A 25,087-nucleotide genomic window follows, 5' to 3' on the forward strand; every position below is an offset into this window, starting at 1 on the left:
ATTACTTCCCTTCTTCACACTGTAAACTTTTTTCATTATACCTACTTTTTTAATTATCTTCCACTTTTGGAACCACATTATTTGTCACAATCGTATTACTGAATGCGTTGACTGATTCAATTTGAACACTTTTATCACTCGTTTCAATAGCCACATACCAAATTGGAACATATACATTTTTTTCACGAACCTTCACGATACAAGAATAAGCAAGTTGACGCCACAAAATTTTTGAAGAACTAGGAATCTTATTATTCACATAAAGCGTTTGGATTGCTTCCTCTTCTGAATATAGATCCATTTTTTCACGTAGATGTTCAATGTTTGTTAAGTGCGTCTGGGTATATTTCGTCAGTTTATAAACACCCTCGTCTTTTTCCACTATAAAATTGATTTCAGCAGTATCGTCATGAAATGGGATTCCTTCATAGGACTGGCTTGCTTCAATTTCTAGTGAATTTCCTTCTAATGTGGAGAAATTCGACATAAATTCATATTCATCACCATAAAGTACGTTATTTTGACTATTCAAAAATTCTGTAATCGAATGTTTGGTCTGTTTGTTGTCGATTTTGTACTTTTCAGATTCTTCAGCAGTGAACGTCTTCGTTAAAGTCGACAGCCCATCAAAAGTGATTCCACTACGAAGTAGCCCTGTTGGATTCTTCTTTCGGTGTTGTGCTAAGACCGTACCAAGATCGCTTTGTTCGGCACTTAAATAGTATCCCTGTTTACTCTCAGAAGAAATATTTCCTGAATAAGAAATATCATCACTAGCTAGACGATTTTGCAGCGATTCTGTTTGGTCTGAACGTATCACATTGTTTTCTTGATTCATTGCCTCGTGATAACTGCTGAATAAAAAAACATTGAGGCCTAAGAAAGCTAGGAAAAAAATCCATTCAATTTTTTTAAAGTCCACTTAGTTCGCCCCCATTTCAGCTAGTTTGTTAGACAACTCACTGGCGGAGTACCAATTCCCTTGATATTTCACATACCATTCTGGTAACAAGTCTACGACCCGGTTCGTTTCTTTGATATTTTGCCACGTGTAACCAATAATGACTGATTCAAGTTCTTCCTTTTCCGCACCATGGGTAACTAATTGTTGAATAACGTCTGCCGTACTAGCCAATTCCACTGACTCGTCTGAAGGAATAGGTACTTGGATTGCATTTAAGCTGGTCTGAATGTTAACTTGCGTTTTTTCAGTAGCTTCACCATTAATCGTTATACCAACTTTGCCTTTACTATCCGTGCCAAACACTGGGAATCCTTCAACAAAAATCCGATAGTCAATTTGATTATCCGTACGATCAAAATAATGAAGATTTCCTAAGTTGCTGCCAATTTTACTAATGTATGGAAAACTTTTCGAGTAAATATTTCCGTTATTATTTGTATCAGATAACTCTCCACGAAAATCTACAACTTGACTGGCAGAATGAATTGTCATCGTTTCATTGCCACCATAAAAAATCAGTTCGCTGCTTTCATCATTATTTTTCACTTCATCTGGGGATTGAAAGAAAGCATTTCGAAAAAGTGTGTACGGTTGTTGCGATAAAATATAACTGTATTTTTTTAACTTGATTGGTGATTCTGTATCATATTGATGAGCAATCACAGATGTTTTTTTAGACATTTTAGTCCATTTATTTTCATCAAAAGATAACTCTTTTTTGATGTCTTCCCAATTTAAAGAAAGGTTAGCTTCATAAATCGTTTGATGAACAAAATCCAAGAAACGAATTTTTTTATTTTTTTCATCAAACTGAATACAAGTAAAAGAAATCATCTCTGTATCATCAGATAGATTACTTACATCTAAGTTCAACCCAAATGCTTGGATATATTCTTGTAACAAAAATGGTGCTAGATAAGTTAACTCAAAGCCTTCCGAAAGTTCCTTTTTCTGATCAAATTCAGTTTTATCTCCTGTAACCACTTCTGAAAGCTTACCAAAACGAGCTTTACCGATTACTGTTTGCAGGCGCGAAACTAAGTTTTCACTATTTGTTTCTTGGATATTTTCTCCTTGGACCCACGTCACGTGTAGTGGTAAAAAAATTTCTGAAGATTTTCGATTTGATTGTGATTCAGTCATCACTTGTGAACTCGTTTCGTCAACATTCACTGTTTCTTTTCCAGCAGGACTTAGCCAGATGACATAGGAGAAATATAAACTCAGTGCAACCATCAAAACTAGTCCAATCCGGATGATTTTCCCTGAAATTTTCATTCCCACCAGTCCTCCTCATATGGTTCATATGGTAATGAAATATAGAAAGTCGAACCTTGACCTTCTTTACTTTCTGCCCAAATGGCGCCTCGGTGTGCCTTAACTACTTCACGCGAAATCGCTAAGCCAAGACCTGTTCCGCCTTGAGCACGTGCCCGAGCTTTGTCTACACGATAAAAACGCTCGAATACTCGAGTCAAATCTTTTTTAGGGATACCTAGCCCCTGGTCAGTTATGCTTAGAATAACGTTATTATGTGTTTCTAACAAACGGCAAGTAATCGTTCCTCCATCAGGAGAATATTTAATAGCGTTATTCATGATATTGTCGATTACTTGTATGATTTTGTCAGTATCTATTTCAACCCAGAGATCTCGTTGGGTAAATTCACGGCGAATCGCATATTTTTTTTCTTGATTACCAACCATCATATCGAAACGATCAAGTACAAAATTGATTAGCTCATTAAAATTGACGTATTCTAATTGCAGCTGTGTGTTTCCCGTGTCCATTCGAGAAAGATTCAATAAGTCATTGATCATCCGAATCATTCGGTCTGTTTCATCTAAAGTGACCTTCAAAAAGTTCGGTGCAATTTCTTCGTCTTGCCACGCGCCTTCGCTCAACGCTTCAATATAGCTACGCATACTTGTTAACGGTGTGCGTAGTTCATGGGAAACATTGGAAACAAACTCACGACGTTCACGTTCTGTTTTTTCTTGCTCAGTTACATCATGTAAGACAGCTACCAGACCACTAATAAAGCCTGATTCACGACGAATCATGGAGAAATCAACGCGTAAAATCATTTGGTCACTTTCAGTGGAGCCTGTTGAACGATCGAGAACCATTTCATCTGGATTCTCTAATAATTTACGCAACGTATATTCTTCTTCGATGTCAAGCAAGGTCAAAATAGACTGACCAATTGCCTCTTCATTTTTAATATCTAACAACGATAAAGCCATATCGTTAATCGTAATGACTTTTCCTCGACGATCGGTTGCAATGACCCCATCCGTCATATGCGAAAGGACACTATCCAACCGATTTCGTTCAGCTTCCATCGTATCTTGTGCTTCTTCGATTCGTTCAGCCAACTGGTTAAAAGTATCTGCCAATTGCCCCAATTCATCTTGTCCATGGACTTTTACTTTTCGACTATAGTCACCCCGCGCAATGCGGATAGCTTGTTCGCGCATTTCGCCAATTGGTTGTGTAATCGAACGTGCAACTAAGACCGACACAATCATGGAAATGAATGCCGCAATCAGAGAAGCCGTGAAAAAGATAATCGCTGTGTTACTAATTTCTGAGTACTTTTGTTCAATATCACTTTTGACGTAAAGAGCCCCGATGACGGCATCGCCGGTCGGGGACAGAATAGGCTGAACATTAATATTTACCCGCTTGTCATCTGAATCAAGTGCGACATAACGTTTAGTAGTAAAATCATCAACGGCTACATAATCATTTTTCTTACCGATAGAACTTTGTTCACTTACATCCGTTGTCCCCCGAATGATCCCTTTTTCGTCAACCACACGAATTTCGATAATATCACTTGAAGCACTATTTTCGATAAAACGTTTGATATTCGCATTGACCTCATCTGGATCTGCCGTATCTTTTCGACTAAGCTCAGGGCTAATTGTTGAAGCTAATGAGACAACTGTCTGATTCATATCTTTGATAAAAGTGTTGATCGTGGAGCGCTCCAAACCACGTATAAAATACGCACCAATAATTTCAATCGAAATCAATAAAATCAAAATAAATGTAATGGCGATTTTAAAATTGACTGATCGAAAAAAGCGGACCTTTTTCTTCATTGATTACTCCTGTTCTGGGTTACGCAAGTAGTAACCGACGCCACGACGCGTAACTAAATAGTTCGGGTGACTTGGATTATCTTCGATTTTTTCGCGCAAACGACGTACAGTAACATCAACTGTTCGGACATCACCAAAATAGTCGTAACCCCAAACAGTCTGTAGTAAATGCTCACGTGTCATTACTTGTCCAATATGTTTTGCTAGATAGAAAAGCAACTCAAACTCACGATGTGTCAACTCAATTGTTTCGCCACGTTTCGTTACCATGTAAGCATCTGGATGGATTGTTAGATCACCAATTGTTAGTTCTGATGGTGTTACCTCTTCCACTTCTTTTGCAGCTGCTGCGCCACGACGTAAATTGGCTTTGACACGAGCTACCAATTCTCGATTCGAAAACGGTTTTGTCACGTAGTCATCCGCACCAAGTTCTAATCCTAAAACTTTATCAATTTCAGAATCTTTTGCAGTTACCATGATGATCGGCATGTCATAAGTTTTACGAACTTCTCGTGCTACTTCTAGCCCATCCATTTTTGGCAACATCAAATCTAATAAAATCAAATCAGGTACTACCTCTTCGACTTTTTCTAAGGCTTCTTCGCCATCGTACGCAGTGTAAACATCGTAACCTTCTTTTGTTAAATTAAACTTAACGATATCCGAAATCGGCTTTTCGTCATCGACAACTAAAATTTTTTTCATAAAGAGCCACCTCTTTTTTATTATTGTCATACCTTTTCATTATACCGTATTTCGAGATTTGTTTCATCCTTGCTTTTGAAATGAAATGGAAACTTAAAAAGGTTGTGGCGCAAAGCGTTTAGCTTCGAAAAAATAATGAGCAACTGACAAAAATAGCTTTTCATATTTTTAAGAAAAGAGGGCTTATTACCGAAGAAGCTACTTTGGGAACACCGTGAATAAAGGGTGTGGCACAAAGCGTTCAAGCCCACAAAAAAACAAAGAACAAAAACACAAAATAGTTTCCTATTTTTGTGGTAACTGTTCCTTATTTTAAATAAATTGATTTTGATATCATATAAAAAGAATTAAATATAAATTACTCTTTCAAAAAATGAATCATTTCCCCAATTTTTTATCTCTTGAATATACACTTTAAGTGCAACAGTTGATTACAAAAAAAGACTCATAGCTAAAATCCAGTTAAAATAGGTTTGTCTAGAACACTATTTGAAAGGAAGATAGCTATGAGCCACTATAACCACCTTACAATACTCGAGCGAGAAAACATATTTTTATTCTTCAATCAAGGAAAGTCTATACGTTCCATTGCTTCTCTTATGAAGCGTAGCCCTTCTACAATATCGAGAGAACTTAAACGTAATACAAAAAATACTACGTATTCTCCTGTGCTTGCTCAAACTATATATTCTTATAGAAAACAGAACTGTGGGCGAAAATTACTCTTGTCTAACAACAGGGTCTGGACTATCGTTCGAAGATTATTTGTAGAAGAACAATGGTCTCCTGAAGAAATTTCTCATCGTTTAAAAAGTGAACGAACTGGTATTGCTATAAGCTACACGACAATTTATCGTGGTATTTATAATGGACTTTTTGAAACAGAGCCTCTAAGCCATGGAAATCGAGGATTGATTCGTTCACTTAGACGCCGCGGAAAAACAAGACATGCCAAACATCATGTTGAGAGAAGAGGAAAAATTGAGAAGAAACTATCCCTATTTGTTAAGGACACGTTCATTGAATTATTTTCCTCTATCCATCCTAGTCGAGTGAAATCAATCACTCCTGATCGTGGAAAAGAGTTTTCAAAACATTCAGAAATCACGAAAGCTCTTAATGGTGTTCCTTTCTATTTTCCTGATCCGCATGCGCCTTGGCAACGAGGGACAAATGAGAACACCAATGGTTTACTCAGAGAGTATTTACCAAAAAATAAAGAGATGGATAGTGTTACTGATGAAGCAATTGATCAATATATTCTTAAATTAAATTTACGGTCAAGAAAATATTTACACTGGAAAACACCCTACGAAATATTTTTTGGAGTAACGCTGCACTTAATTTGACAATTCAAGCTACTAAAAAAAGCCAGAACATTTCTGTCCTGACTTTTCTTTTAAGAAGGCTTAAGCTTCTACGCTATCGTTTTCAGTATTTAATAGATATTTTGCAACAAGTGCTGCAAGAATCCCACCTACGATTGGCGCAACGATAAATACCCAAACTTGTTCTAACGCTTGACCACCAACTAAAACAGCTGGTGCTAAACTACGTGCTGGGTTAGCTGACATTCCTGTTAATGGAATCCCAACGAAGTGAATCAATGTTAATGACAAACCAATCACTAGACCAGCTAAGCTGCTGTTTCCTTTTGTTTGGCTGGTAACAGTCATGATAACTAATACAAAGATAAAAGTTAAAATAATTTCAACTGATAATGCACCTACTGTACCCATTTCAAAAACATTTTGTCCTAAGTTTTCAACACTTTTACCTGCTGAGTCAAGCAAACCAGATAATGTTAATGAAGCTGCAAATGCCCCAACAACTTGACCTACGATATAATAAACTAATTCAGTAACTGAAATTCTTTTATTCATCCACATTGCAATCGAAACAGCTGGATTCAAATGAGCGCCAGACACAGTACCAATACTGTAAGCTGCTGCAACAATTGTTAAACCAAATGCTAACGCGATGCCAGCAATCCCAACAATCCCTTCTGCTCCTCCGCCTAGTACAGCTGCGCCAGTCCCAACAAAGACTAGAATATAAGTGCCAATAAATTCTGCGATACCTTTTTTCATAAAAAAATACATCCCCTCTCCTTGCAATTATATCATTTTCTTGAAAATTTCCAAGGATTTACATTTCTGAGACATATTTTTCAATCAGGCTCCCAAAATTTGAACACCTACACCTAATAAACCAGGTCCAGTATGAACTACGAGAGCCGGTGAAATTTGGCCAAAATACATTTGTTGCACTTGTGGAAACTCTTGGCGCAACCTTGCTTCCATTGCATGTGCTTCCTCTTCCGCAGCTCCATGTGCGACAGCCAAATTGAAAACTTTTGCATCTCCTACTCGCTCTTTAATTAACGCTACAGTTTTATCCAGACTTTTTTTGCGACCTCTGGCTTTAGCAACCGTGTAATAGATTCCTTCCTCGTTACATGAAATGATTGGATTCAATTTCAAAGCTGTTCCTAAAATGGATGCAACTAAACCAATTCGACCACCTTTTTGTAAGTATTCAAGTGTCGCTACATTGAAAAACACTTTCGTTTGCTTCACTAGAGTTTCCAATTTGTTAATCAATGTTTGCCAGTTCACTCCCTCTTCAAGCCATTTTGCTGCCTGAATAGCTGAGAAACCCGCACCAATTCCAATATTTTTTGTATCAAGGATATACGTTTCTAACGCCGTTTGTTGTTCAGCAATCAATCGCACAACATTATAGGTGCCAGATAAGCCACTAGAAATTGTAATTGCTAGCACTTTTTCGTACCCATCTGCTTTGATTTGATCAAAAATAGCAGTAATCGTTTCACCATCAGGTAGTGAAGTTCCTGGAATTTCTGTTGGTAACTTTTCATAAATCTCTTCTGGGGTAATGTCTACCTTATCAATATATTCACGATCTGAATAAATAATTTTCAAAGGAATCATATACATCTGATATTGTTCCATCAATTCTGCCGGAACATCTGTACCTGAATCGACTAAAATTGCAATTTTTTCTTTATTCATTTGATTTCTCCCCTTTTAGATAATCTGTTTCTAACATAATTGTTTTTTCTGCAAGTAATTTTAAGGCAAAAGATAATGTCGCCGTTTTGACAGCAATCATTTCGACTGCCATTGTTTGATTTAAAATGAGTGGTGCTTGCTCTTTTCCTTGTGCTTGTTGACTGATTAAATGAATCGCTGCTTCTTGTTCTTCACAAAATAAATTATAGGCTTCACGAATACCAATCACTTTTCCTTGAAACAAAATTCCATCTTTGATTTCTGGAATCGTCAAAACTTGTTTCAAAGTTGTAATCGCGATTAAAAAAGCAACATGTCGCTTATTGTAACGTTTTTTGATTGGCGCTGGAATCAAGCCTTGCTTGACGTAATTATTGACCATTGAGGACGTCAATAATGGATGCTTTTCGCCTTGGATAATCGGTGATAGATAACGATCAATCAGAGTGATTACCTGATCCATGTATAATTCTAAATCGGGTAATTCTTCCCAACGCGGCAAACGAAAGGTTTCAATATCTGTTCCCCACGCAACTAATTGTTCACGCATTTTTTCCATTAGTTCGTCTCCTTTTCTAATTTCATCCACATCATATCAAAGTTATCAAAAACATTCAATCTAGTTTTTAAAACTAGATACTTTCTTAATTTTCATTACACAAAAAATTTGAACAACGTGAACCATCGTCTCGAACAGCAAAAATGATTGACCCAAAATCCTTTTCAGAATTTTAGGTCAATCATTTTTATTAATATAGAAAACTTCTAGCCGGACTTCATTGATACTTTCACCAAAATGCGCGAAGAAAGAACATTTTTTTACAAAATATATTTTTAACAGTTGTACATTAAGCACAGTAAATGTATCCGATTTTCATCTATATTAAGCAAATGGACTTTTTGTGATCTACCCGCTTCCTCTAAACACGTTTATAAATTAACAAACATGTTCACAACTCAAGGAAACCCCTTACAATTTCAAGCCCAATATTTATACTAAGAAATGAAGAAACAGTGGCCACCTCGTTCTTCTACTCAAAGATCGATTTTAACGCTTCACTAAGTAATTGTTCGAATTGATTTAATGCTGTTCCAAAGAAAAGATTAGGTTGATATTCTGACAAAACCTGTGCTGTATATGTCTCTGTACTAATTGTTAACGTTGCTAACTGTCCAATTCGAGAATTTTTTTCGCCAACAAAGGCAATTACATCGATTCGATGATTTTTTGCCATTTCTGCAAGTTCTGTTAAACGAAAAGTATCGCCAGAATTCGAAATAATAATAATCAGAACATCTTTTTCAACATTTTCGCGAAGAAATTCTAAGTGACTGTTAGCTGTTGCACGAAATCCATAAAGATTAAATGTTTCAGAAAAATGATTGGCGATATTTTGAGAAAAACCTGATCCTAAAATCATGATTCTTTTTTCGCGATAGGCGGATAGCAAGTGGACGAACGTATCTCTGTCGGCACTTGAGAAAGTACTTGAGAAATTGTTTGAAGACTGCTTGTTTCCATAAGCAAAAACTAGTTCACTATAACCAGAATAACCAATCTTTTTTGCCATATTAACAATCGTTGCAGTTGAGACATACGTTTCTTTTGCTACGTCACGAATACCTAAATTTTTTAATGTTTCACGGTTTTTATCCATAAATCGCAAAACAGCAGCTTCTGAATCATTCAACTGATATTTTTCAATTAGCGTTTCCGTATTCAACAGGTTCACCTCAAATTCAATTCTTTAGTTAGGAGTATTATATTATGACAGAAAAACAGTTTATTCAAGACCCTTGGGCGAAAATGGTTACTAGAAATGGTTTGCGAGGGGACGAAGTTATTTCCGCGTTACAAAAATCTATTCGTAGAGGAAAAGAAAAAGAAGCCTGCGAATTTGCCTATGAGATGTACATCACTTCACCGCAATTTGAAGAAAAATTATGGCGTCGATTATTAGCTATCAGTGTGGAAGATGTTGGAATGGGAAATTCAATGGCTGCAATCATGATTAATAACTTGAACATGATGCGTAAAGAGTTTCAATATAATGAATCAGATCGTGCAATGTTTTTCTTTCATGCCATTCGTTACTTGTGCGAGTCAGAAAAAGATCGTTCATCTGATTTACTCAAAAATATTGTGATAAAGAGTTTTGCCATGGGTTATGTACCTGAAATTCCAGACATCGCACTCGACAAGCATACGACTCGTGGCCAAGAAATGGGACGAGGTTCAGAACATTTCTTACATGAAGCCAGTAAAGTGGTTCCACAAGCAAAAGTAACTAACAACTACAAAGAACAATATGAAGCAATCATAGAGAAATATGATCCAACGCACGTGGTTCCAAGTACCTTTGTTTTTAATCCTTGGCAAGTATAAGGGGGAAATGTTATGGAAAATTCTACGATCATTACAAAACTCAACGACATGCTTAGCCCTATCGCTGCAAAAATTGGGAATCAGCGACATCTTAAAGCAATTTCTAGTGGTATGATGTTTGGTTTACCGTTTATTGTAATTGGTTCTTTTTTTCTGATTTTTGCTAACCCACCTATCAACTTAGATCAATATACTCCCGAAACAGCCAATTTTTTTCTGAAATTTATGGCAGGCTGGAAGGATTTCGCAGTTGCAAATTATGATTTGATTACTGCACCGTACAATTTAACTATGGGACTTATCGGACTAATTAGTGTTTTTGGGATTGCTTTTTCTCTTGCTAGTGAATACAAAATCAATCCATCTATGAACGGTATGGTCGCAACAGTTATTTTTCTAATGGTATGCACACCTGTGACAGACGGAACGATAAATTTAAATTATTTAGGAACAAATGGATTATTTGTGGCTATTATCATTGGACTTCTGGTTGTTGAAATCAATCGATTATTTGAAGTAAAAGATATTAAATTAAAATTACCAGATACCGTACCACCCATGGTAGCAACCTTTATCAACACCTTGGTCCCGCTATTGACGAATATCATTCTTTTTTATGGAATTAACTTACTCTTCTTGAGTACAACTAAAAAGATTTTCCCAGAAACAATTATGAGCGTGCTAACACCTGCAACTGACATTGCTGGGAGTCTTGGCGGGTTCCTGTTAATAGTTACTTTAGGAAATATCTTATGGTTATTTGGAATTAACGGTTCATCAATTATTTTTCCAATCGTCTTTACTTTGGGGATGGCACAAACTGGACTGAATGCCGAGCAAATGTCTAATGGCGAAACGATGACCCATCTTATGAATCTACAAATGTTCCGCATCTCTGTTTTAGGTGGTGCTGGCGGAACACTTGGTTTAGTCATTTTAATGATGCGTAGCAAAGTTTCAGAATATCGTACGATTGGAAAACTATCGATTATTCCTGGAATTTGTTCCATAAATGAACCAATTATTTTCGGTTTACCCATTGTTTTCAATCCAATTTTGGCAATTCCATTTTTAGTTACGCCAATCGTCTCTTTATTACTAACCTATTTTGCTCAAAAACTGGGATTGATTGGTCTAGGATTTATAGTAGATCCGTCCTTCACACCGTTTTTTGCACAGGCGTATCTTTCAAGTATGGATTGGCGAAATATTGTCTTTTGTCTCGTACTAATTCTTATCAGTGCTGTCATCTATTACCCATTTTTCAAAGTGATGGAAAATAACAAGACGAAACTGGTGAATGAAGAATAATAAACAACTTTGTTTACCCGATTTGCTTAACCCTAAAAGATTTCTTTGTATCTTTTGAAATCGAAAATTTATTATGAATTTTACGAGCTATCCTTCCAAACATTCTTTTGAGAGAGGATAGCTCGTGTCACAAAATGAATAACTGCCTTTTTTAGCGTAACTGCTGATGCTGCAGACAAAATGATCTAAGTTTAGGATCTACTGAAGATTAGCATGCCTCAGCTATACTGTTAATTTTGCTAAAATAAGTTTAAAAAAAACTAGCAAATTGGCAGTAATAGTCCAGACTCTTGCTTATTTTCCACAAAAAAACAAGCACGCCAGCCAAAGCATGCTTGTTTTTATTCTCGTTAAGAAATAAGAGGCCCGCCGAAAAATCGGCGGGAAAGGAGTAAAAATGAAAAAGTGTTAGGGTTCGTTCTTTTATTAAGAACTTTCTTTTGTTGGTATGCTTATATAATAGCCAGAAATTATGAATAAACTATGAAAAAAATTCTCTAACCTTGTAAACTTTTCTTTGATTTTTTTCTATGTCTTCTTGCATTTTAAAACGCTTAGTGCTAATATTATTAAGTACTTTTGGTACGGGCCGTTAGCTCAGTTGGTAGAGCAGCTGACTCTTAATCAGCGGGTCGCGGGTTCGAGCCCCTCACGGCCCATTGGGTGCCAAACCCACGAGAATGGTAGTTTGTCGGCGTCTTCGGACGTTTGGAAGACAGACTACGCATTCTCTTTTTTTGTTTTCGAGCATAAAAATCAGATAAGCTACTTACTTTTTTCAACTTAATACTACGCAAAGAATCTAATTCATTAAAACTTCTATTCCTAATTTTCTGCTTATCCTTCCTCATTTTCGCTTTAACTGCTATTCTCATTTTCCAAATAAATACATATTTATAGTAGAAACACCCTGTTCAGCGTTATATTTCTAGCTAATGAAATGACTCTTAATCATCGATCTCAATAAGTATTGATATTTTTCACAGGCCGTTACTAAAGCAATTGTCTTCCAGCGGTTTTCTACTAATTTAAACTGAGTATAGGATAAGAAGATGCGGCATTGATTTAGCGCTCAATTGGTTAATTCTTTTCGTTCCCCAAAAGACTTACCTTCATTTGAATCACTACTGTTTTAAACTAGTTGTTCCTTTTCTTTTTCAGCAGACAGCGTAACGTTTGCTTTCCATTAATAACTCATTTAAGCTTTGAAGTATGAAATACAGACTGTCGCTTTGTCAGCTGTTCGTTGTCACGTAGGCATCCACTTTAAGTAACTCAAACTAGATTTTACTCTGCAGAAAAACCTTTAGGAGGAACCAACATGGACATCTATTTAACCTTTACTAATCAAGCAAAAGAAGTAATCCATTTTTACGAAGAAATCTTCTCAGTGACTTGTACCGACCTGACAACTTTTGGAGATATGCCTAGTTCACCTGATTTTTCTATCCCGGAAGAACAGAAACAGCTTGTTTTAAATGCTAGTCTGATGATTTATGGAACACGAGTTATGTTTTCTGACACACCAGAAGGAATGTCCGCTCCTGTTGTTAACGGTAATAATGTAGCTTTAGTCATTCAGACAACAACCCCAGCAGAAACCAAGCAGCTTTTCCAACAATTAAGTGAGGCCGGAGAAGTCACTATGCCTTTAGAGCCTACCTTTTGGGCAAAACTTTATGGAACATTCACCGACCGCTACGGAATTAACTGGATGGTCAATCTTCCATTAGAGGAGGACTAGTCCATCCATTCAACTAGGTAACTTTCTCTTTGTACGGCAAAAATAACAAAAAGGAGTACAGCCAGACTGGCTGTACTCCTTTTTTGATAAACTCACAAACCAACTTCTGTTAAGCTTTCCAGCTAGCTACCTTGTCTTGGTTATTTTCAATCCAAGTTTTAGCAGCTTCTTGTGGATCTTTTCCATTGTTGATTTCTAGCATAACTTCTTCCATATCTTCTTTGGTCCAATTAAATTGGTCCAATACTTTATATGCTTCAGCTTGATCCTCTTTCAATCCTTTACGAACCATTGTATGGATCTGTTCTTCACTACCCATTCCATTTTTAGGATCTTCTAAATATTTCAACTCATATTTTGCGAACATCCAGTGAGGTGACCACCCAGTGATTACAATAGGTTCTTGCTTTTTAATTGCTTGCCCTAGTGCAACGGTCATTGCCCCTGACGAAGATGTTTCGACTGTCCAGTCCGCTAGATTATCATACGTATTGATTGTATTTTCTGCGGCGTTGACTACACCAGCACCGGGTTCGATCCCAATGATTTTTTTATTTGCTTGATTCGTTAAATCAGCAATTGAATCAACATCCATATAGTCTGGAACAACTAAACCAACTTTTGCGCCTTTTAAATTTGCTCCTAGATCAACGATTTGATCTTTATATTGAGCGTATTGAGAACCATGTGTTTTTGGCAACCAAGCAGAAACCATTCCATCTGATTCACCTTTTGCAATTGATTCCCACATGATTGAATTATCGAGGGGCGTCATCGTCACATCATACCCCATTTGACGTAGCACTTCGCCAACTACATTCGTTGATGCTACTTCTGTATCCCATTCGACATAAGATAAGTTGATTTTTTTCGTTTCTTTACTTGAAAAGACGCTACCGATACCTAATGCACCCAGCAAGATAACTGCTGTTGCAATAATGATGGCTCCACGACGTTTTTTACTTTTAGCTCCTGCTACATCACTTACTTTTTTGGTACGTGGTTGATTCAAGTGTTGTGTGAAACGGTCAATGATAATCGCCAAAATAACTAAAGCAACACCATTAACGAATCCATTCCCAACTTGCGCTCGTTGTAAAGCAGACAGTACTCCACGACCCAGCCCAGGTGCACCAATCATTGAAGCAATAACAACCATAGATAATGAAAGCATCGTTGTTTGGTTGATCCCAGCCATAATAGTATTTTTTGCTAAAGGTAATTCTAGTTTAAATAATTTTTGCCAACCTGTGCTCCCAAATGAATCCGATGCTTCTACTAACTCTTTCGGTACTTGGCGAATGCCTAAATTCGTAAAACGAACAGTTGGCGGTAAAGCAAAAATAACAGAAGCGAACACACCAGGTACCATTCCAATTCCGAAAAAGGCAACTGCTGGAATTAAATAAACAAAACCAGGCATTGTTTGCATAAAGTCAAGAATCGGTTTGATTACACTCTGTGCTTTATCACTTTTTGCCATCAAGATTCCTAAAGGCACACCAATGATAATTGAAATCACACTCGATAATAAAACAAGAGTAACTGTGTTCATCAAATCAGTCCATAAACCTTGATTATAGATAAACCATAAACCAATCAGTGTAAATAAAGTCAAACCTAGACGTTTTTTAGAAATAAAGAAAGCTACTATTGTTAATAGTAAAATGAAAATTGGTGCTGGTATAACCAACAAAATGTTTGTTATACCAGTCATGATTGCTTGCCCGATTGTCTGTAGGAAAGAAAACAAGCCAGAGAATGTCGTTGTGAACCATTCCGTCATTGTTTCGACCCAATCAGCAACGGGAATTTGATAGTTTAATAAATTATTCATGTTCACTCACCTCACTTGTTTCTGCCAACGCTTCAATCACACTTCCACGAATGACGACTCCTCGTAGCTTGCCATTATCAACAACTGCTAGTGGTGTTGGTGAATCATAAATGATATTAAAAATATCATTGACTAGCATATCTTTATCAATTGTTGTCACATTTTCATCTAAGAAATCAGTCAACGGTCGTTTTTGACGACGAGCTTCCAAAGCATTTTCAGCTGTAATGATTCCTTTCAAGTGACGCTTTTTATCCACGGCCATCAGCATACTTACTTCTTCGCTACGCATGCGTGTCAATGCGACATTTGGTCCATCCACTTCAATATTTGTTGTTAAAGCTGGCACCATGATGTTTTGGGCGGTTAAGACTTTCGAACGATCGACTTCTTCCACGAATTCACGGACATATTCATTCGCAGGGTTTGTCAAAATTTCTTCTCCTGTTCCGATCTGCATAATTTCTCCGTCTTTCATTAGTGCAATTCGATCCCCAATGCGTAAAGCTTCATTTAAATCATGAGTGATAAAAATAATTGTTTTTTGAACAGAAGCTTGTAATTCAAGTAGCTCATCTTGCATCTCACGACGAATCAATGGATCCAACGCAGAAAAAGCCTCGTCCATCAACAAAATTTCCGGATCATTTGCTAGCGCTCGTGCTAGACCGACGCGTTGCTGCATCCCGCCAGATAATTGGTTGGGGTATTGATCTTTAAATGAAAGTAAGCCAGAATTTTCTAACGCTTGTTCCGCTTTCTTCTGACGCTCTTCTTTAGGTACGCCACGTACTTCTAATCCATACTCCGTGTTTTCTAAAATTGTTCGTTGTGGAAACAACCCAAAGTTTTGAAAAACCATGTTGATTTTATGACGACGAACTTCACGTAATTCTTCTTTATTTAATTGGGATACATCTTCCCCATCAATATAAATATTTCCAGCTGTTGGCTCAATCAGACGATTCAATAATCGAATCAATGTGGACTTTCCACTTCCTGAAAGTCCCATGATGACGAAAATTTCGCCTTCTTTCACATCGAAATTAACATCATATACGCCAACTGTTGCACCAGTTTTCTTTAAAATTTCTGTTTTTGGTTGATGCTGTTGCATCATTTCTAATGCGGTTTGTGTCTTTTTACCAAAAATCTTTGTTAATTTTTTTACTTCAACTTTTGTCAAACCAATTCTCCTTTTTTTCGCAAGTTTCAAATTTTTTTCATAAAAAAAGTGACCACACAATAGTAACATCATGTAGTCACTTTGTCAAAAAAGAAAAAAAGAGCGAACAATCGCTTGTCCGCTCTGCGTTTTACTCAATTTTTATTCTTCTGGATAGAAAAAATTCATCATTCGTTGCAAGGTATATTCGTTTCCAATAAAGTGAACCGTATCACCTTCGCTAAATTTTGCATACGGCCCCGGGGAAACAAGTAGCTCTTCTTCATGCGAGATAGCAATGACTGTCGCACCAGTGACTTGCCAAATGTTTAATTCACTAATTGATTGATCCAAATGTTCCGCATTTTTGCTTAATTGCAGTTCAAACGGTAACAATGGATTCATTTTGTGGATGCGTTTTGTTTGGTTAACTAATTGATCCAGAAGTTGCGAAAAGTGATCCAACTCTTCTTTTTGTTTCTCAACACTAGCCATAATATCTGCTTTCGTTTCCTGAATGGATTGTACATCTTGATATTGTAATAAAAATTCTTTCGCTTTTTCTTTGGAAGCGACAAATGCACCACTACCATGACGAACTTCCATAATTCCCAAATCGACTAAAACATTGATTGCTTTACGTGTCGTTTCTGGTGAAGCATTATATGTGCTTGCTAAGGTTGAACGGGCATGGATTTTTTCGCCAACTTTGTAACGATTTTCCACAATTCGCTCCGCTAAGTCCACTGCAATTTGCTGGTAACGTGGACGAACAACTTTTTTCTTTTCCGCCATAGCTTATTCCTCTTCCCTTTCAAATCTTGTCAAAATCATCTTACTATGCTCCGTTAAAATAAGCAAAAAAAGCTGAAGTAAAGTGTTGCTCTTACCTCAGCTTTTTATTCGTTCTTACTCAATTTTCTTATTTTTCAGTGTTTGATGCTTTTTTCACTGGACAAGTAGTATGACAATCATCACAATTCTTGCCTTTCTTCACGCGAGAATAAACAATATATCCTGCACTTCCAAAAATCAACACACTTAATAAAAATGTTGCCATCTTACCTTTCTCCTTCCAATGAAAGTGACACAACTGATTCTTTTCGTACCATCGGTTTTTTTATGATGCCATACACTAAAGCAATCAATACTAAGCCAGCTAAATAAGTCATGATTGACAAGTTGCCACCTTCAAAGATCACATGCCCAATTTGATAAATGATAAAGCTGACTAAGTAAGCTAAACCACACTGATAGCCAATCGCAATCCAAGTCCATTTTTTCGAACCCATTTCGCGATGAATTGCACCAATTGCAGCAAAACATGGCGCACACAACAAATTAAATGCAAGCAATGAATAGGCAGCAACTGGTGTATACGTTCCACGGAGCACTTGCCAGATTTCTTGTCCATTTTCGGAAACTTCTGCATTTCCAAACAGAATTCCAAATGTTCCAATCACATTTTCTTTTGCCACTAATCCAGTAATCGTTGCAACGGCACCTTGCCAGTTTCCCCAGCCAAGTGGCTGAAAAACAGGTGCAATGATTCTTCCAAGCCAAGCTAAAATACTGTGGGTTTCTGCTACTGATTGACCACGGAAATTGTAAGAAGATAAAAACCAAACAGCAATACTTGAAACAAAAATAATTGTTCCTGCTTTTTTCACAAATGATTTACAACGATCATACGTTTGTCGTAAAATCGTCTGAAGTTGTGGAAAATGATACATTGGCAACTCCATAATAAACGGAGCTGTTTCACCAGCAAATAAGCGCGTTTTTTTCAACGCAATCCCAGATAAAATAATGGCACTCATTCCTAAAAAGTAGGCAGACGGTGCCACCCATGAAGAACGTGGGAAAAAAGCACCTGCGATCAATGCAATAATTGGTAATTTTGCGGAACAAGGCATGAATGTCGTGACCATAATCGTTAAACGACGATCTTGTTCATTTTCAATTGTTCGGCTCGCCATCACGCCCGGCACACCACAACCCGTTGCAATCAGCATCGGAATGAACGATTTTCCTGACAAGCCAAATTTGCGGAATAAACGGTCCATCACAAAAGCAATCCGTGCCATGTACCCACAATCTTCCAAAAAACTTAAACAGAGAAACAGAACCATCAGTTGCGGTAAAAAGCCTAACACTGCACCAACACCAGCAATGATTCCATTTAAGATAAGTTGCTGCATCCAGTCCGCGACTTGAGCGGCCTGTAACCAGCTTCCAACCGTTTCCGGTACCCATGAGCCAAAGAACGTATCATTGATCCAGTCCGTTCCCATCGTTCCAATTGTTTGAATGGCTAAATAATAGATAAACCACATCACTAACGCAAAGATTGGTAACGCCAACCAGCGATTCGTTACGATGCGATCAATTTTGTCACTTAACGAATATTGGAAAGAATCAACAGTTACCACACTCAAAGCTGTTAGTTGTGTGATAAATTCATATCTTTCATTGACTAGAATAGTTTCACTTTCTTCTGCAAAAATTTTTTCTGTTAACTGAATCAACTCTTCAATTTCTTTTGTTTGTTGCGTTGTTAGCTCTAATTCAGAACTAGCTAATGTTTCTCGTTCAAAGTACTTTAGAGCATACCAACGCTGATTTTTTATTGTGAAATCAAAATGCAAGACATCTTCAATTTCATTTAATGCTGCTTCCAATCGTGGATCGTATTCGCATGGTTCTGGTACGGTAAAGGTTTCTTGATTGGTTAACAACTTTGAGACACGTTCAAGTCCTTGGTTTTTGACAACGCTCATTGGAATAACTGGCACGCCTAACCCATAAGACAATTTATCAAGGTTGATTGTCTTTCCTTCTTTTTTGACCACATCCATCATGTTTAAGCAGACAACAACCGGAATACCTAAATCAAGTAACTGCGTAGTGAGATAAAGGTTTCTTTCCAAATTAGTCGCATCTACGATATTCAACACAACATCTGGGCGTTCATGAATCAAATATTCTCTAGCAACCATTTCTTCAGGTGTATATGGAGAGAGAGAATAAATGCCGGGTAAATCTTGAATGTGGATTGCTGGATGTTTTTTTAGGTTACCTGATTTTTTTTCGACTGTAACCCCTGGCCAATTTCCAACATATTGATTGGCTCCCGTCAACGCATTGAATAAACTCGTCTTCCCACTGTTGGGATTACCAACTAACGCAACTTCAATACTCATTCACTTCGCTCCTTTTGAACAAGAATCAATTCAGCTTCTTTTTTTCGCAATGTTAATTCATATCCACGTAAAGTAATCTCGATTGGATCGCCTAACGGTGCTAACTTTCGAATCGCTACTCGAACATTTTTCGTCACGCCCATATCCATTAAGCGTCGTTTCACCGCACCTTGTCCATGAAGAGCTACCACTGTCGCGCTTTCGCCAACAGTCAGCTGATCAAGAGATGTCCAGCTTTCTGCTATAGAATCTGGCTTCTTCACAAAAATCTGTGCTAGTAATTCTCGATTTACAGCAATTCGATTGTTCTTTAATAGAAGAATTGCGTTTTCCCCTGACAAATTCACAACCACAATTTTGGTTCCTGGGATGATTCCTAAATTTTGCAAATGATTTTTGACAGACTCTTTTGTCTGGATTTTGACAATTTGGTAAACTAAATTCTGTTTTGCTTGTGCTAAAGTTTCCATCCGAAATCCTTTCTTGTGAAAAAAATCATGTGGGGAAATGATTTCATTCCTTTTTGTTTCTATTTATTTTTGTTGAACAGAACAACGATTGATAATCATTCTCAACAAGAATAACTCCATCAATTGAGAAAGTCAATTAGCATTGTGAAAGATTACACTTTTGTTATAGATTCTTTTAATTTGATGAGAAAAAAAATCTTTTTAAGTGGTTATCCACAGCTTATTTTTACTTAATTATGGGATTTCCCTTACTGATACTTGCTTTCAATTGTTTTTCAAAAAACACAAAACTTAGTATTCCACAGTTTCCACAACACAATATATAGTGTTTCCTGTTTGACTTTTTTACTAAGAGTTTTATACTATTGATTATAGATAACGATGAAATGTGTTACGAGGAGGCACAAACGATGAACGTAAAAATTTTTTCTAAAAACAACTGTATGCAATGTAAAATGGTCAAACGTTTTTTAGCTGATAACGAAATTGATTTTGAAGAAGTAAATATTGACGAAAAACCAGAAGCAATTGATTGGTTGAAAGAACAAGGATTCCAAAGCGTCCCTGTGACAACTTCTGAGATTGAAACGGTTATTGGTTTCCGTCCAGATCAATTACGCAGATTAGCTAGCTAATTTGTTTATCAACTAAAAATAGGTAGTACACTTGGATTTGACGGCTCGACCAAAAGCCCCAAATCCTTTTTTAAAGCACGATTCTCCAAAACTAAACAAAAAGAAAAGAAGGTTGGGCGTACTTATGAGTCTTAAAAATTTAAAAGATGTCAGTTACTTTAAGTTAAACAACGAGATTAACCGACCAGTTAACGGTCAAATTCCTTTGAATAAGGATAAAGAAGCTCTTGCAGCTTTTTTTGAGGAAAATGTACAACCAAATACGATGACATTTCCAACAATCAAAGAAAAAATCGATTATCTGATTGAAAATCAATATATCGAAGCAGAATTTATCCAATTATATTCTGATGAATTTATTGAAAAGTTGTATCAATTTTTGGCAGACCAACACTTTACCTTTAAGTCATTTATGGCAGCTTATAAATTTTATTCTCAATATGCGTTAAAAACAAATGATGGCTCTGCTTACCTTGAATCTTACGAAGACCGCGTAGCTTTTAATGCCTTATATTTTGCAAATGGTGACGAAGCACTTGCGTTGGCTTTAGCTGATGAAATGATCCATCAACGTTACCAACCTGCAACTCCTTCATTCTTGAATGCTGGACGTAAACGCCGTGGCGAATTAGTTTCTTGTTTCTTAACACAAGTTACTGACGATATGAACTCGATTGGGCGCTCAATCAACTCTGCTCTACAACTATCTCGCATTGGTGGCGGTGTCGGAATCACTCTTTCCAACTTGCGTGAAGCAGGGGCTCCTATCAAAGGCTACGAGGGCGCAGCCAGCGGTGTCGTTCCTGTCATGAAATTATTCGAAGATAGCTTTAGTTATTCAAATCAATTAGGTCAGCGTCAAGGTGCTGGTGTTGTTTATCTGAACGTTTTCCATCCAGATATCGTTGCCTTTTTATCTGCAAAAAAAGAAAATGCTGATGAAAAAATCCGGGTAAAAACACTTTCTCTTGGGATTATTGTTCCTGATAAGTTCTATGAATTGACTCGTAAAAACGAAGAAATGTATTTATTTAGTCCTTATAGTGTAGAAAAAGAATATGGTGTTCCATTCTCTTATGTTGACATCACGAAAGAATATGACAACTTAGTAGCCAACCCTAATATTCGGAAACAAAAAATCAAAGCACGCGATTTAGAAAATGAAATCTCAAAATTGCAACAAGAATCTGGTTATCCTTATATCATCAACATTGATACAGCGAACCGCGAAAACCCAATCGACGGTAAAATCATTATGAGTAACCTATGTTCTGAAATCTTACAAGTTCAAACGCCTTCTGTCATCAATGGCAAACAAGAATACGAAGTGTTAGGAACAGACATTTCATGTAACTTAGGTTCAACAAATATTGTTAACTTGATGGACAGTCCCGACTTTGGAAAATCCATTCGAACAATGACTCGTGCCTTAACCTACATCACTGATGCTTCTGATATTGATGTTGTGCCACCAATTCAAAATGGAAATCAACTAAATCATACCATTGGATTAGGTGCGATGGGCTTACACACTTACTTTGCAAAAGAACAAATGGAATATGGCTCTGAAGATTCTTTGGACTTTACCAATATCTATTTCATGTTACTGAACTATTGGACATTAGTTGAAAGTAATCAAATTGCTCGTGAACGTAAGGAAGTTTTCCATAACTTTGAAAAATCAGACTATGCGAATGGCTCTTACTTTGACAAATATATCACTGGCGAGTTCCAACCAAAATCTGAAAAAGTAAAAGCATTATTTGAAGGTATCTTCGTCCCAACTGCACAAGATTGGGAAGAGTTAAAACAAGCGATTATGAAAGATGGTCTATATCATCAAAATCGTCTGGCTGTAGCGCCAAACGGTTCAATTTCTTACATTAATGATACAAGTGCAAGTATTCATCCGATTACGCGAATGATTGAAGAACGTCAAGAAAAGAAAATCGGTAAAATCTACTATCCTGCACCTTATCTTTCAAATGAAACGATTCCTTATTACACTTCTGCTTACGATATGGATATGCGCAAAGTCATCGACATTTATGCAACTGCACAAAAGCATGTCGATCAAGGAATGAGTTTAACTTTATTTATGCGTTCAGAAATTCCAGAAGGCTTATATGAATGGAAAACAAGTAGCAAACAATCGACACGTGATTTAAACATTTTACGTCACTATGCTTTCCATAAAGGCGTGAAATCAATTTATTATGTACGTACCTTTACCGATGATGCAGAAGAAATCGGTAGCAACCAATGTGAAAGTTGTGTCATTTAACAAGCAAACGAATTTAGAAACGACAATCAATAAAGGAGCAAACTCATGTCAGAAACTTATTATGAAGCAATTAACTGGAATGAAATCGAAGATATTATTGACAAGTCTACCTGGGAAAAGTTAACGGAACAGTTTTGGTTAGATACTCGTATCCCACTTTCAAATGACTTAGATGACTGGCGGACACTTTCTGAACTAGAAAAAGAAACCGTTGGTCATGTATTCGGTGGTTTGACATTGCTTGATACGGTCCAATCAGAAAGCGGAATGGATCAGCTACGAAATGATGTCCGTACACCACATGAAGAAGCTGTTTTAAACAATATTCAGTTTATGGAATCTGTTCATGCGAAAAGCTATTCTTCTATTTTCAGTACATTAAATACCAAAAAAGAAATCGAAGAAATTTTTGAGTGGACCAATACAAACATCTATTTACAACGCAAAGCGGAACGCATCAATGAGATTTATAAAAATGGTACACCTTTAGAGAAAAAAGTAGCGAGTGTTTTCTTAGAAACATTCCTCTTCTATTCTGGTTTTTATACACCTCTTTATTATTTAGGAAATAATAAACTAGCAAACGTTGCTGAAATCATCAAATTGATTATCCGCGATGAATCTGTTCATGGAACGTATATTGGTTACAAATTCCAACTCGGCTACAACGAGTTACCTGAAGCAGAACAAGAACAATTGAAAGATTGGATGTACAATTTACTTTATGAATTGTATGAAAATGAAGAACGTTATACAGAAGAGTTATATGATGAAATGGGTTGGACAGAGGAAGTAAAAACTTTCTTGCGTTACAATGCAAATAAAGCATTGATGAATTTGGGGATGGATCCACTTTTCCCAGATACCGCAAATGATGTCAATCCAATCGTCATGAATGGAATCTCAACTGGTACAAGCAACCATGACTTCTTCTCTCAAGTAGGGAACGGCTATTTACTAGGTCACGTGGAAGCAATGAAAGATGATGACTATTTGATTGGATTAGAATAAGAAAACTTGATAATCTTTGAGAGAAAATTATCAAGACTTTCTCTCAGCAAACAAAGGTTTCCCAAATAGAAAAAACCGCCTAAAATTCGTTTTAAAAAACGGTGATTTTAGGTGGTTTTTCTATTTAATCATGTGTTAAAAATGACTGGGTCTTTCGTTTTGTCCCCGTCTCTTTTTGTAAGTAAACGGTGTTCCCAAAGCAACTTCTTCGGCAATAAGTCTTTTTTCATAAAAATATGCGAAACTATTTTCAGAAAAATTTCCTTATTGCTTGAAGCTAAACGCTTTGCGCCACAACCTCTTTCCACGGTGTTCCCAAAGCAACTCCTCACAATAACGCCCAATTGTCCCAAAAATATGGACAGCTATTTTTTGTCAGTTGCTCATTATTTTGTCAGAGCTGAACGCTTTGCGCCACAACCTCTTTCCTGCTCATCAAGAAAGACTAACTAGTCGCAACTTAGTAATATTTTTATACGTGGAAAGTTCCTCAATCACGTCCGTGTAAGTCATTCCTTTTGGTAAATCAATTGTGTAAATATTCGTGTAAATGCGATAATCTTCGACAAATTTAACATCAAAATTCACATCTTCAATTTTAATTTTTCTCGCTTCAAAATAATCAGACAAAAAATCTTTGGTCTCCTGTCGGTGAATAAATTGGATCTCTAATTTTTTTGTCGTTGGAACGTGAATAATTCGCTTAACCATTGTCAAAGCAATCATCACACCAATGAAACTAATAATCGCAATCGAATAAAAACCCATCCCGATTGCAATCCCTAGGCCGGCTCCTGCCCAAAGAGAGGCCGCCGTTGTCAATCCAGTCACCGAGCGCTTTGTTACAATAATTGTCCCAGCACCTAAAAAACCAATCCCACTAACAACTTGAGCAATCAATCTCGCTTCATCTGAACGAATCACACCTGAAAGATCTGGATGTTGCATTGCGTCTTGCACTGCCCCACCAGCTATTTCCACTTGGATCAAAGCAATAATACATGCACCCATGCAAACTAAAATATGTGTGCGCATTCCCGCTGGACGATTTTTATATTGTCTTTCAAAACCAATCGCGCCCCCAAATAACATCGCCAAGCCTAAACGCAAGGTAATCTCTGGAATCGTTAATACCATATCTGCCATTTCAACATCTCCTCCCATTCAATATAGCACATTTTTTATGGGTAAGAAAAAAGAAGACAGCCAAATACTCATTGATTT

At 36.9% G+C, this 25,087-nt stretch carries 22 protein-coding genes and 1 tRNA gene; 8 read left to right on the forward strand and 15 right to left on the reverse strand.

Going from position 1 to position 25,087, the window contains the following annotated elements; all coding sequences use genetic code 11:
• Nucleotides 1-49: 49 nt before the first annotated feature.
• Genes IGJ93_RS11020 through yycF form a run of 4 tightly spaced genes read right to left on the reverse strand, consistent with a single transcriptional unit; the run spans nucleotide 50 to nucleotide 4,782 of the window.
• Nucleotides 50-922: a two-component system regulatory protein YycI gene (locus IGJ93_RS11020; RefSeq protein ID WP_071869118.1), complete on the reverse strand. Its 873-nt coding sequence runs from the start codon at nucleotides 920-922 to the stop codon at nucleotides 50-52.
• Nucleotides 923-2,242 (reverse strand): YycH family regulatory protein, encoded by a 1,320-nt coding sequence (locus IGJ93_RS11025; protein ID WP_075491266.1) that lies wholly within the window; start codon nucleotides 2,240-2,242, stop codon nucleotides 923-925.
• Nucleotides 2,239-4,074: a cell wall metabolism sensor histidine kinase WalK gene (gene walK / locus IGJ93_RS11030; protein ID WP_067482899.1), complete on the reverse strand. Its 1,836-nt coding sequence runs from the start codon at nucleotides 4,072-4,074 to the stop codon at nucleotides 2,239-2,241. Before walK ends, IGJ93_RS11025 begins: the two co-directional genes overlap by 4 nt.
• 3 nt (nucleotides 4,075-4,077) lie before the next feature.
• On the reverse strand, nucleotides 4,078-4,782 hold the full coding sequence (gene yycF, locus IGJ93_RS11035; RefSeq protein WP_067482900.1) for a response regulator YycF: 705 nt from the start codon (nucleotides 4,780-4,782) through the stop codon (nucleotides 4,078-4,080).
• Nucleotides 4,783-5,288: 506 nt separating this feature from the next.
• On the opposite strand from yycF, the gene IGJ93_RS11040 reads away from it, so the two are divergent.
• Complete coding sequence (locus tag IGJ93_RS11040) at nucleotides 5,289-6,131, forward strand: IS30 family transposase (protein WP_376015843.1); 843 nt, start codon at nucleotides 5,289-5,291, stop codon at nucleotides 6,129-6,131.
• A 60-nt stretch (nucleotides 6,132-6,191) separates the two neighbouring features.
• On the opposite strand, the gene IGJ93_RS11045 is transcribed toward IGJ93_RS11040, so the two are convergent.
• The 4 genes from IGJ93_RS11045 to IGJ93_RS11060 all read right to left on the reverse strand — a co-directional run bounded on the left by IGJ93_RS11045 (nucleotide 6,192) and on the right by IGJ93_RS11060 (nucleotide 9,541).
• Nucleotides 6,192-6,872, reverse strand: coding sequence for an MIP/aquaporin family protein (locus IGJ93_RS11045; RefSeq protein ID WP_067482903.1), 681 nt, complete (start codon nucleotides 6,870-6,872; stop codon nucleotides 6,192-6,194).
• Between the two features lie 84 nt (nucleotides 6,873-6,956).
• The gene (locus IGJ93_RS11050; protein WP_071868949.1) at nucleotides 6,957-7,817 is read right to left on the reverse strand and encodes a DegV family protein; all 861 of its coding nucleotides are present in this window, start codon (nucleotides 7,815-7,817) and stop codon (nucleotides 6,957-6,959) included.
• A complete protein-coding gene (locus IGJ93_RS11055) occupies nucleotides 7,810-8,376 on the reverse strand; it encodes a DUF1836 domain-containing protein (protein WP_071868948.1) in 567 nt (188 codons plus the stop codon). The genes IGJ93_RS11050 and IGJ93_RS11055 overlap by 8 nt, the downstream gene beginning before the upstream one ends.
• A 472-nt stretch (nucleotides 8,377-8,848) precedes the next feature.
• On the reverse strand, nucleotides 8,849-9,541 hold the full coding sequence (locus IGJ93_RS11060) for a MurR/RpiR family transcriptional regulator (RefSeq protein ID WP_067482909.1): 693 nt from the start codon (nucleotides 9,539-9,541) through the stop codon (nucleotides 8,849-8,851).
• Between the two features lie 44 nt (nucleotides 9,542-9,585).
• Here IGJ93_RS11060 and IGJ93_RS11065 point away from each other — a divergent pair, with 44 nt between their 5' ends.
• The 4 genes from IGJ93_RS11065 (at nucleotide 9,586) to IGJ93_RS11080 (ending at nucleotide 13,258) form a co-directional block, all read left to right on the forward strand.
• The gene (locus tag IGJ93_RS11065) at nucleotides 9,586-10,203 is read left to right on the forward strand and encodes a hypothetical protein (protein WP_067482911.1); all 618 of its coding nucleotides are present in this window, start codon (nucleotides 9,586-9,588) and stop codon (nucleotides 10,201-10,203) included.
• Nucleotides 10,204-10,215: 12 nt separating this feature from the next.
• A complete protein-coding gene (locus tag IGJ93_RS11070) occupies nucleotides 10,216-11,514 on the forward strand; it encodes a PTS sugar transporter subunit IIC (protein ID WP_067482912.1) in 1,299 nt (432 codons plus the stop codon).
• 586 nt (nucleotides 11,515-12,100) lie between these two features.
• A tRNA-Lys gene (locus tag IGJ93_RS11075) sits at nucleotides 12,101-12,173 on the forward strand.
• A 662-nt stretch (nucleotides 12,174-12,835) separates the two neighbouring features.
• Nucleotides 12,836-13,258, forward strand: coding sequence for a VOC family protein (locus IGJ93_RS11080; RefSeq protein WP_067482913.1), 423 nt, complete (start codon nucleotides 12,836-12,838; stop codon nucleotides 13,256-13,258).
• 109 nt (nucleotides 13,259-13,367) lie between these two features.
• Here IGJ93_RS11080 and IGJ93_RS11085 read toward each other — a convergent pair whose 3' ends face one another.
• The 6 genes from IGJ93_RS11085 to IGJ93_RS11110 all read right to left on the reverse strand — a co-directional run bounded on the left by IGJ93_RS11085 (nucleotide 13,368) and on the right by IGJ93_RS11110 (nucleotide 19,933).
• Nucleotides 13,368-15,095: an ABC transporter permease/substrate binding protein gene (locus IGJ93_RS11085; RefSeq protein WP_071868947.1), complete on the reverse strand. Its 1,728-nt coding sequence runs from the start codon at nucleotides 15,093-15,095 to the stop codon at nucleotides 13,368-13,370.
• Complete coding sequence (locus IGJ93_RS11090; protein WP_071868952.1) at nucleotides 15,088-16,281, reverse strand: quaternary amine ABC transporter ATP-binding protein; 1,194 nt, start codon at nucleotides 16,279-16,281, stop codon at nucleotides 15,088-15,090. The genes IGJ93_RS11085 and IGJ93_RS11090 overlap by 8 nt, the downstream gene beginning before the upstream one ends.
• Before the next feature lie 141 nt (nucleotides 16,282-16,422).
• Nucleotides 16,423-17,055: a GntR family transcriptional regulator gene (locus tag IGJ93_RS11095; RefSeq protein WP_067482918.1), complete on the reverse strand. Its 633-nt coding sequence runs from the start codon at nucleotides 17,053-17,055 to the stop codon at nucleotides 16,423-16,425.
• Nucleotides 17,056-17,182: 127 nt separating this feature from the next.
• Nucleotides 17,183-17,320: a FeoB-associated Cys-rich membrane protein gene (locus IGJ93_RS11100; RefSeq protein WP_095803826.1), complete on the reverse strand. Its 138-nt coding sequence runs from the start codon at nucleotides 17,318-17,320 to the stop codon at nucleotides 17,183-17,185.
• Between the two features lies 1 nt (nucleotide 17,321).
• A complete protein-coding gene (gene feoB, locus IGJ93_RS11105; RefSeq protein WP_270660174.1) occupies nucleotides 17,322-19,463 on the reverse strand; it encodes a ferrous iron transport protein B in 2,142 nt (713 codons plus the stop codon).
• Nucleotides 19,460-19,933, reverse strand: a complete 474-nt coding sequence (locus IGJ93_RS11110) for a FeoA family protein (RefSeq protein ID WP_067482922.1) — start codon at nucleotides 19,931-19,933, stop codon at nucleotides 19,460-19,462. The genes feoB and IGJ93_RS11110 overlap by 4 nt, the downstream gene beginning before the upstream one ends.
• 410 nt (nucleotides 19,934-20,343) lie before the next feature.
• Here IGJ93_RS11110 and nrdH point away from each other — a divergent pair, with 410 nt between their 5' ends.
• From nrdH to nrdF, 3 genes are all read left to right on the forward strand, one after another.
• A complete protein-coding gene (gene nrdH, locus IGJ93_RS11115; RefSeq protein WP_067482923.1) occupies nucleotides 20,344-20,568 on the forward strand; it encodes a glutaredoxin-like protein NrdH in 225 nt (74 codons plus the stop codon).
• Nucleotides 20,569-20,692: 124 nt separating this feature from the next.
• Nucleotides 20,693-22,852: a class 1b ribonucleoside-diphosphate reductase subunit alpha gene (gene nrdE, locus IGJ93_RS11120; protein WP_075491270.1), complete on the forward strand. Its 2,160-nt coding sequence runs from the start codon at nucleotides 20,693-20,695 to the stop codon at nucleotides 22,850-22,852.
• A gap of 45 nt (nucleotides 22,853-22,897) precedes the next feature.
• Nucleotides 22,898-23,863 (forward strand): class 1b ribonucleoside-diphosphate reductase subunit beta, encoded by a 966-nt coding sequence (gene nrdF, locus IGJ93_RS11125; protein WP_067482926.1) that lies wholly within the window; start codon nucleotides 22,898-22,900, stop codon nucleotides 23,861-23,863.
• A 435-nt stretch (nucleotides 23,864-24,298) separates the two neighbouring features.
• Here the strand turns inward: nrdF and IGJ93_RS11130 are convergent, their stop codons facing one another.
• Complete coding sequence (locus IGJ93_RS11130; RefSeq protein ID WP_067482927.1) at nucleotides 24,299-25,009, reverse strand: MgtC/SapB family protein; 711 nt, start codon at nucleotides 25,007-25,009, stop codon at nucleotides 24,299-24,301.
• Between the last annotated feature and the right edge of the window lie 78 nt (nucleotides 25,010-25,087).

Source organism: Enterococcus sp. DIV0174 (assembly GCF_050529065.1).
Lineage (GTDB): Bacteria > Bacillota > Bacilli > Lactobacillales > Enterococcaceae > Enterococcus_B > Enterococcus_B thailandicus.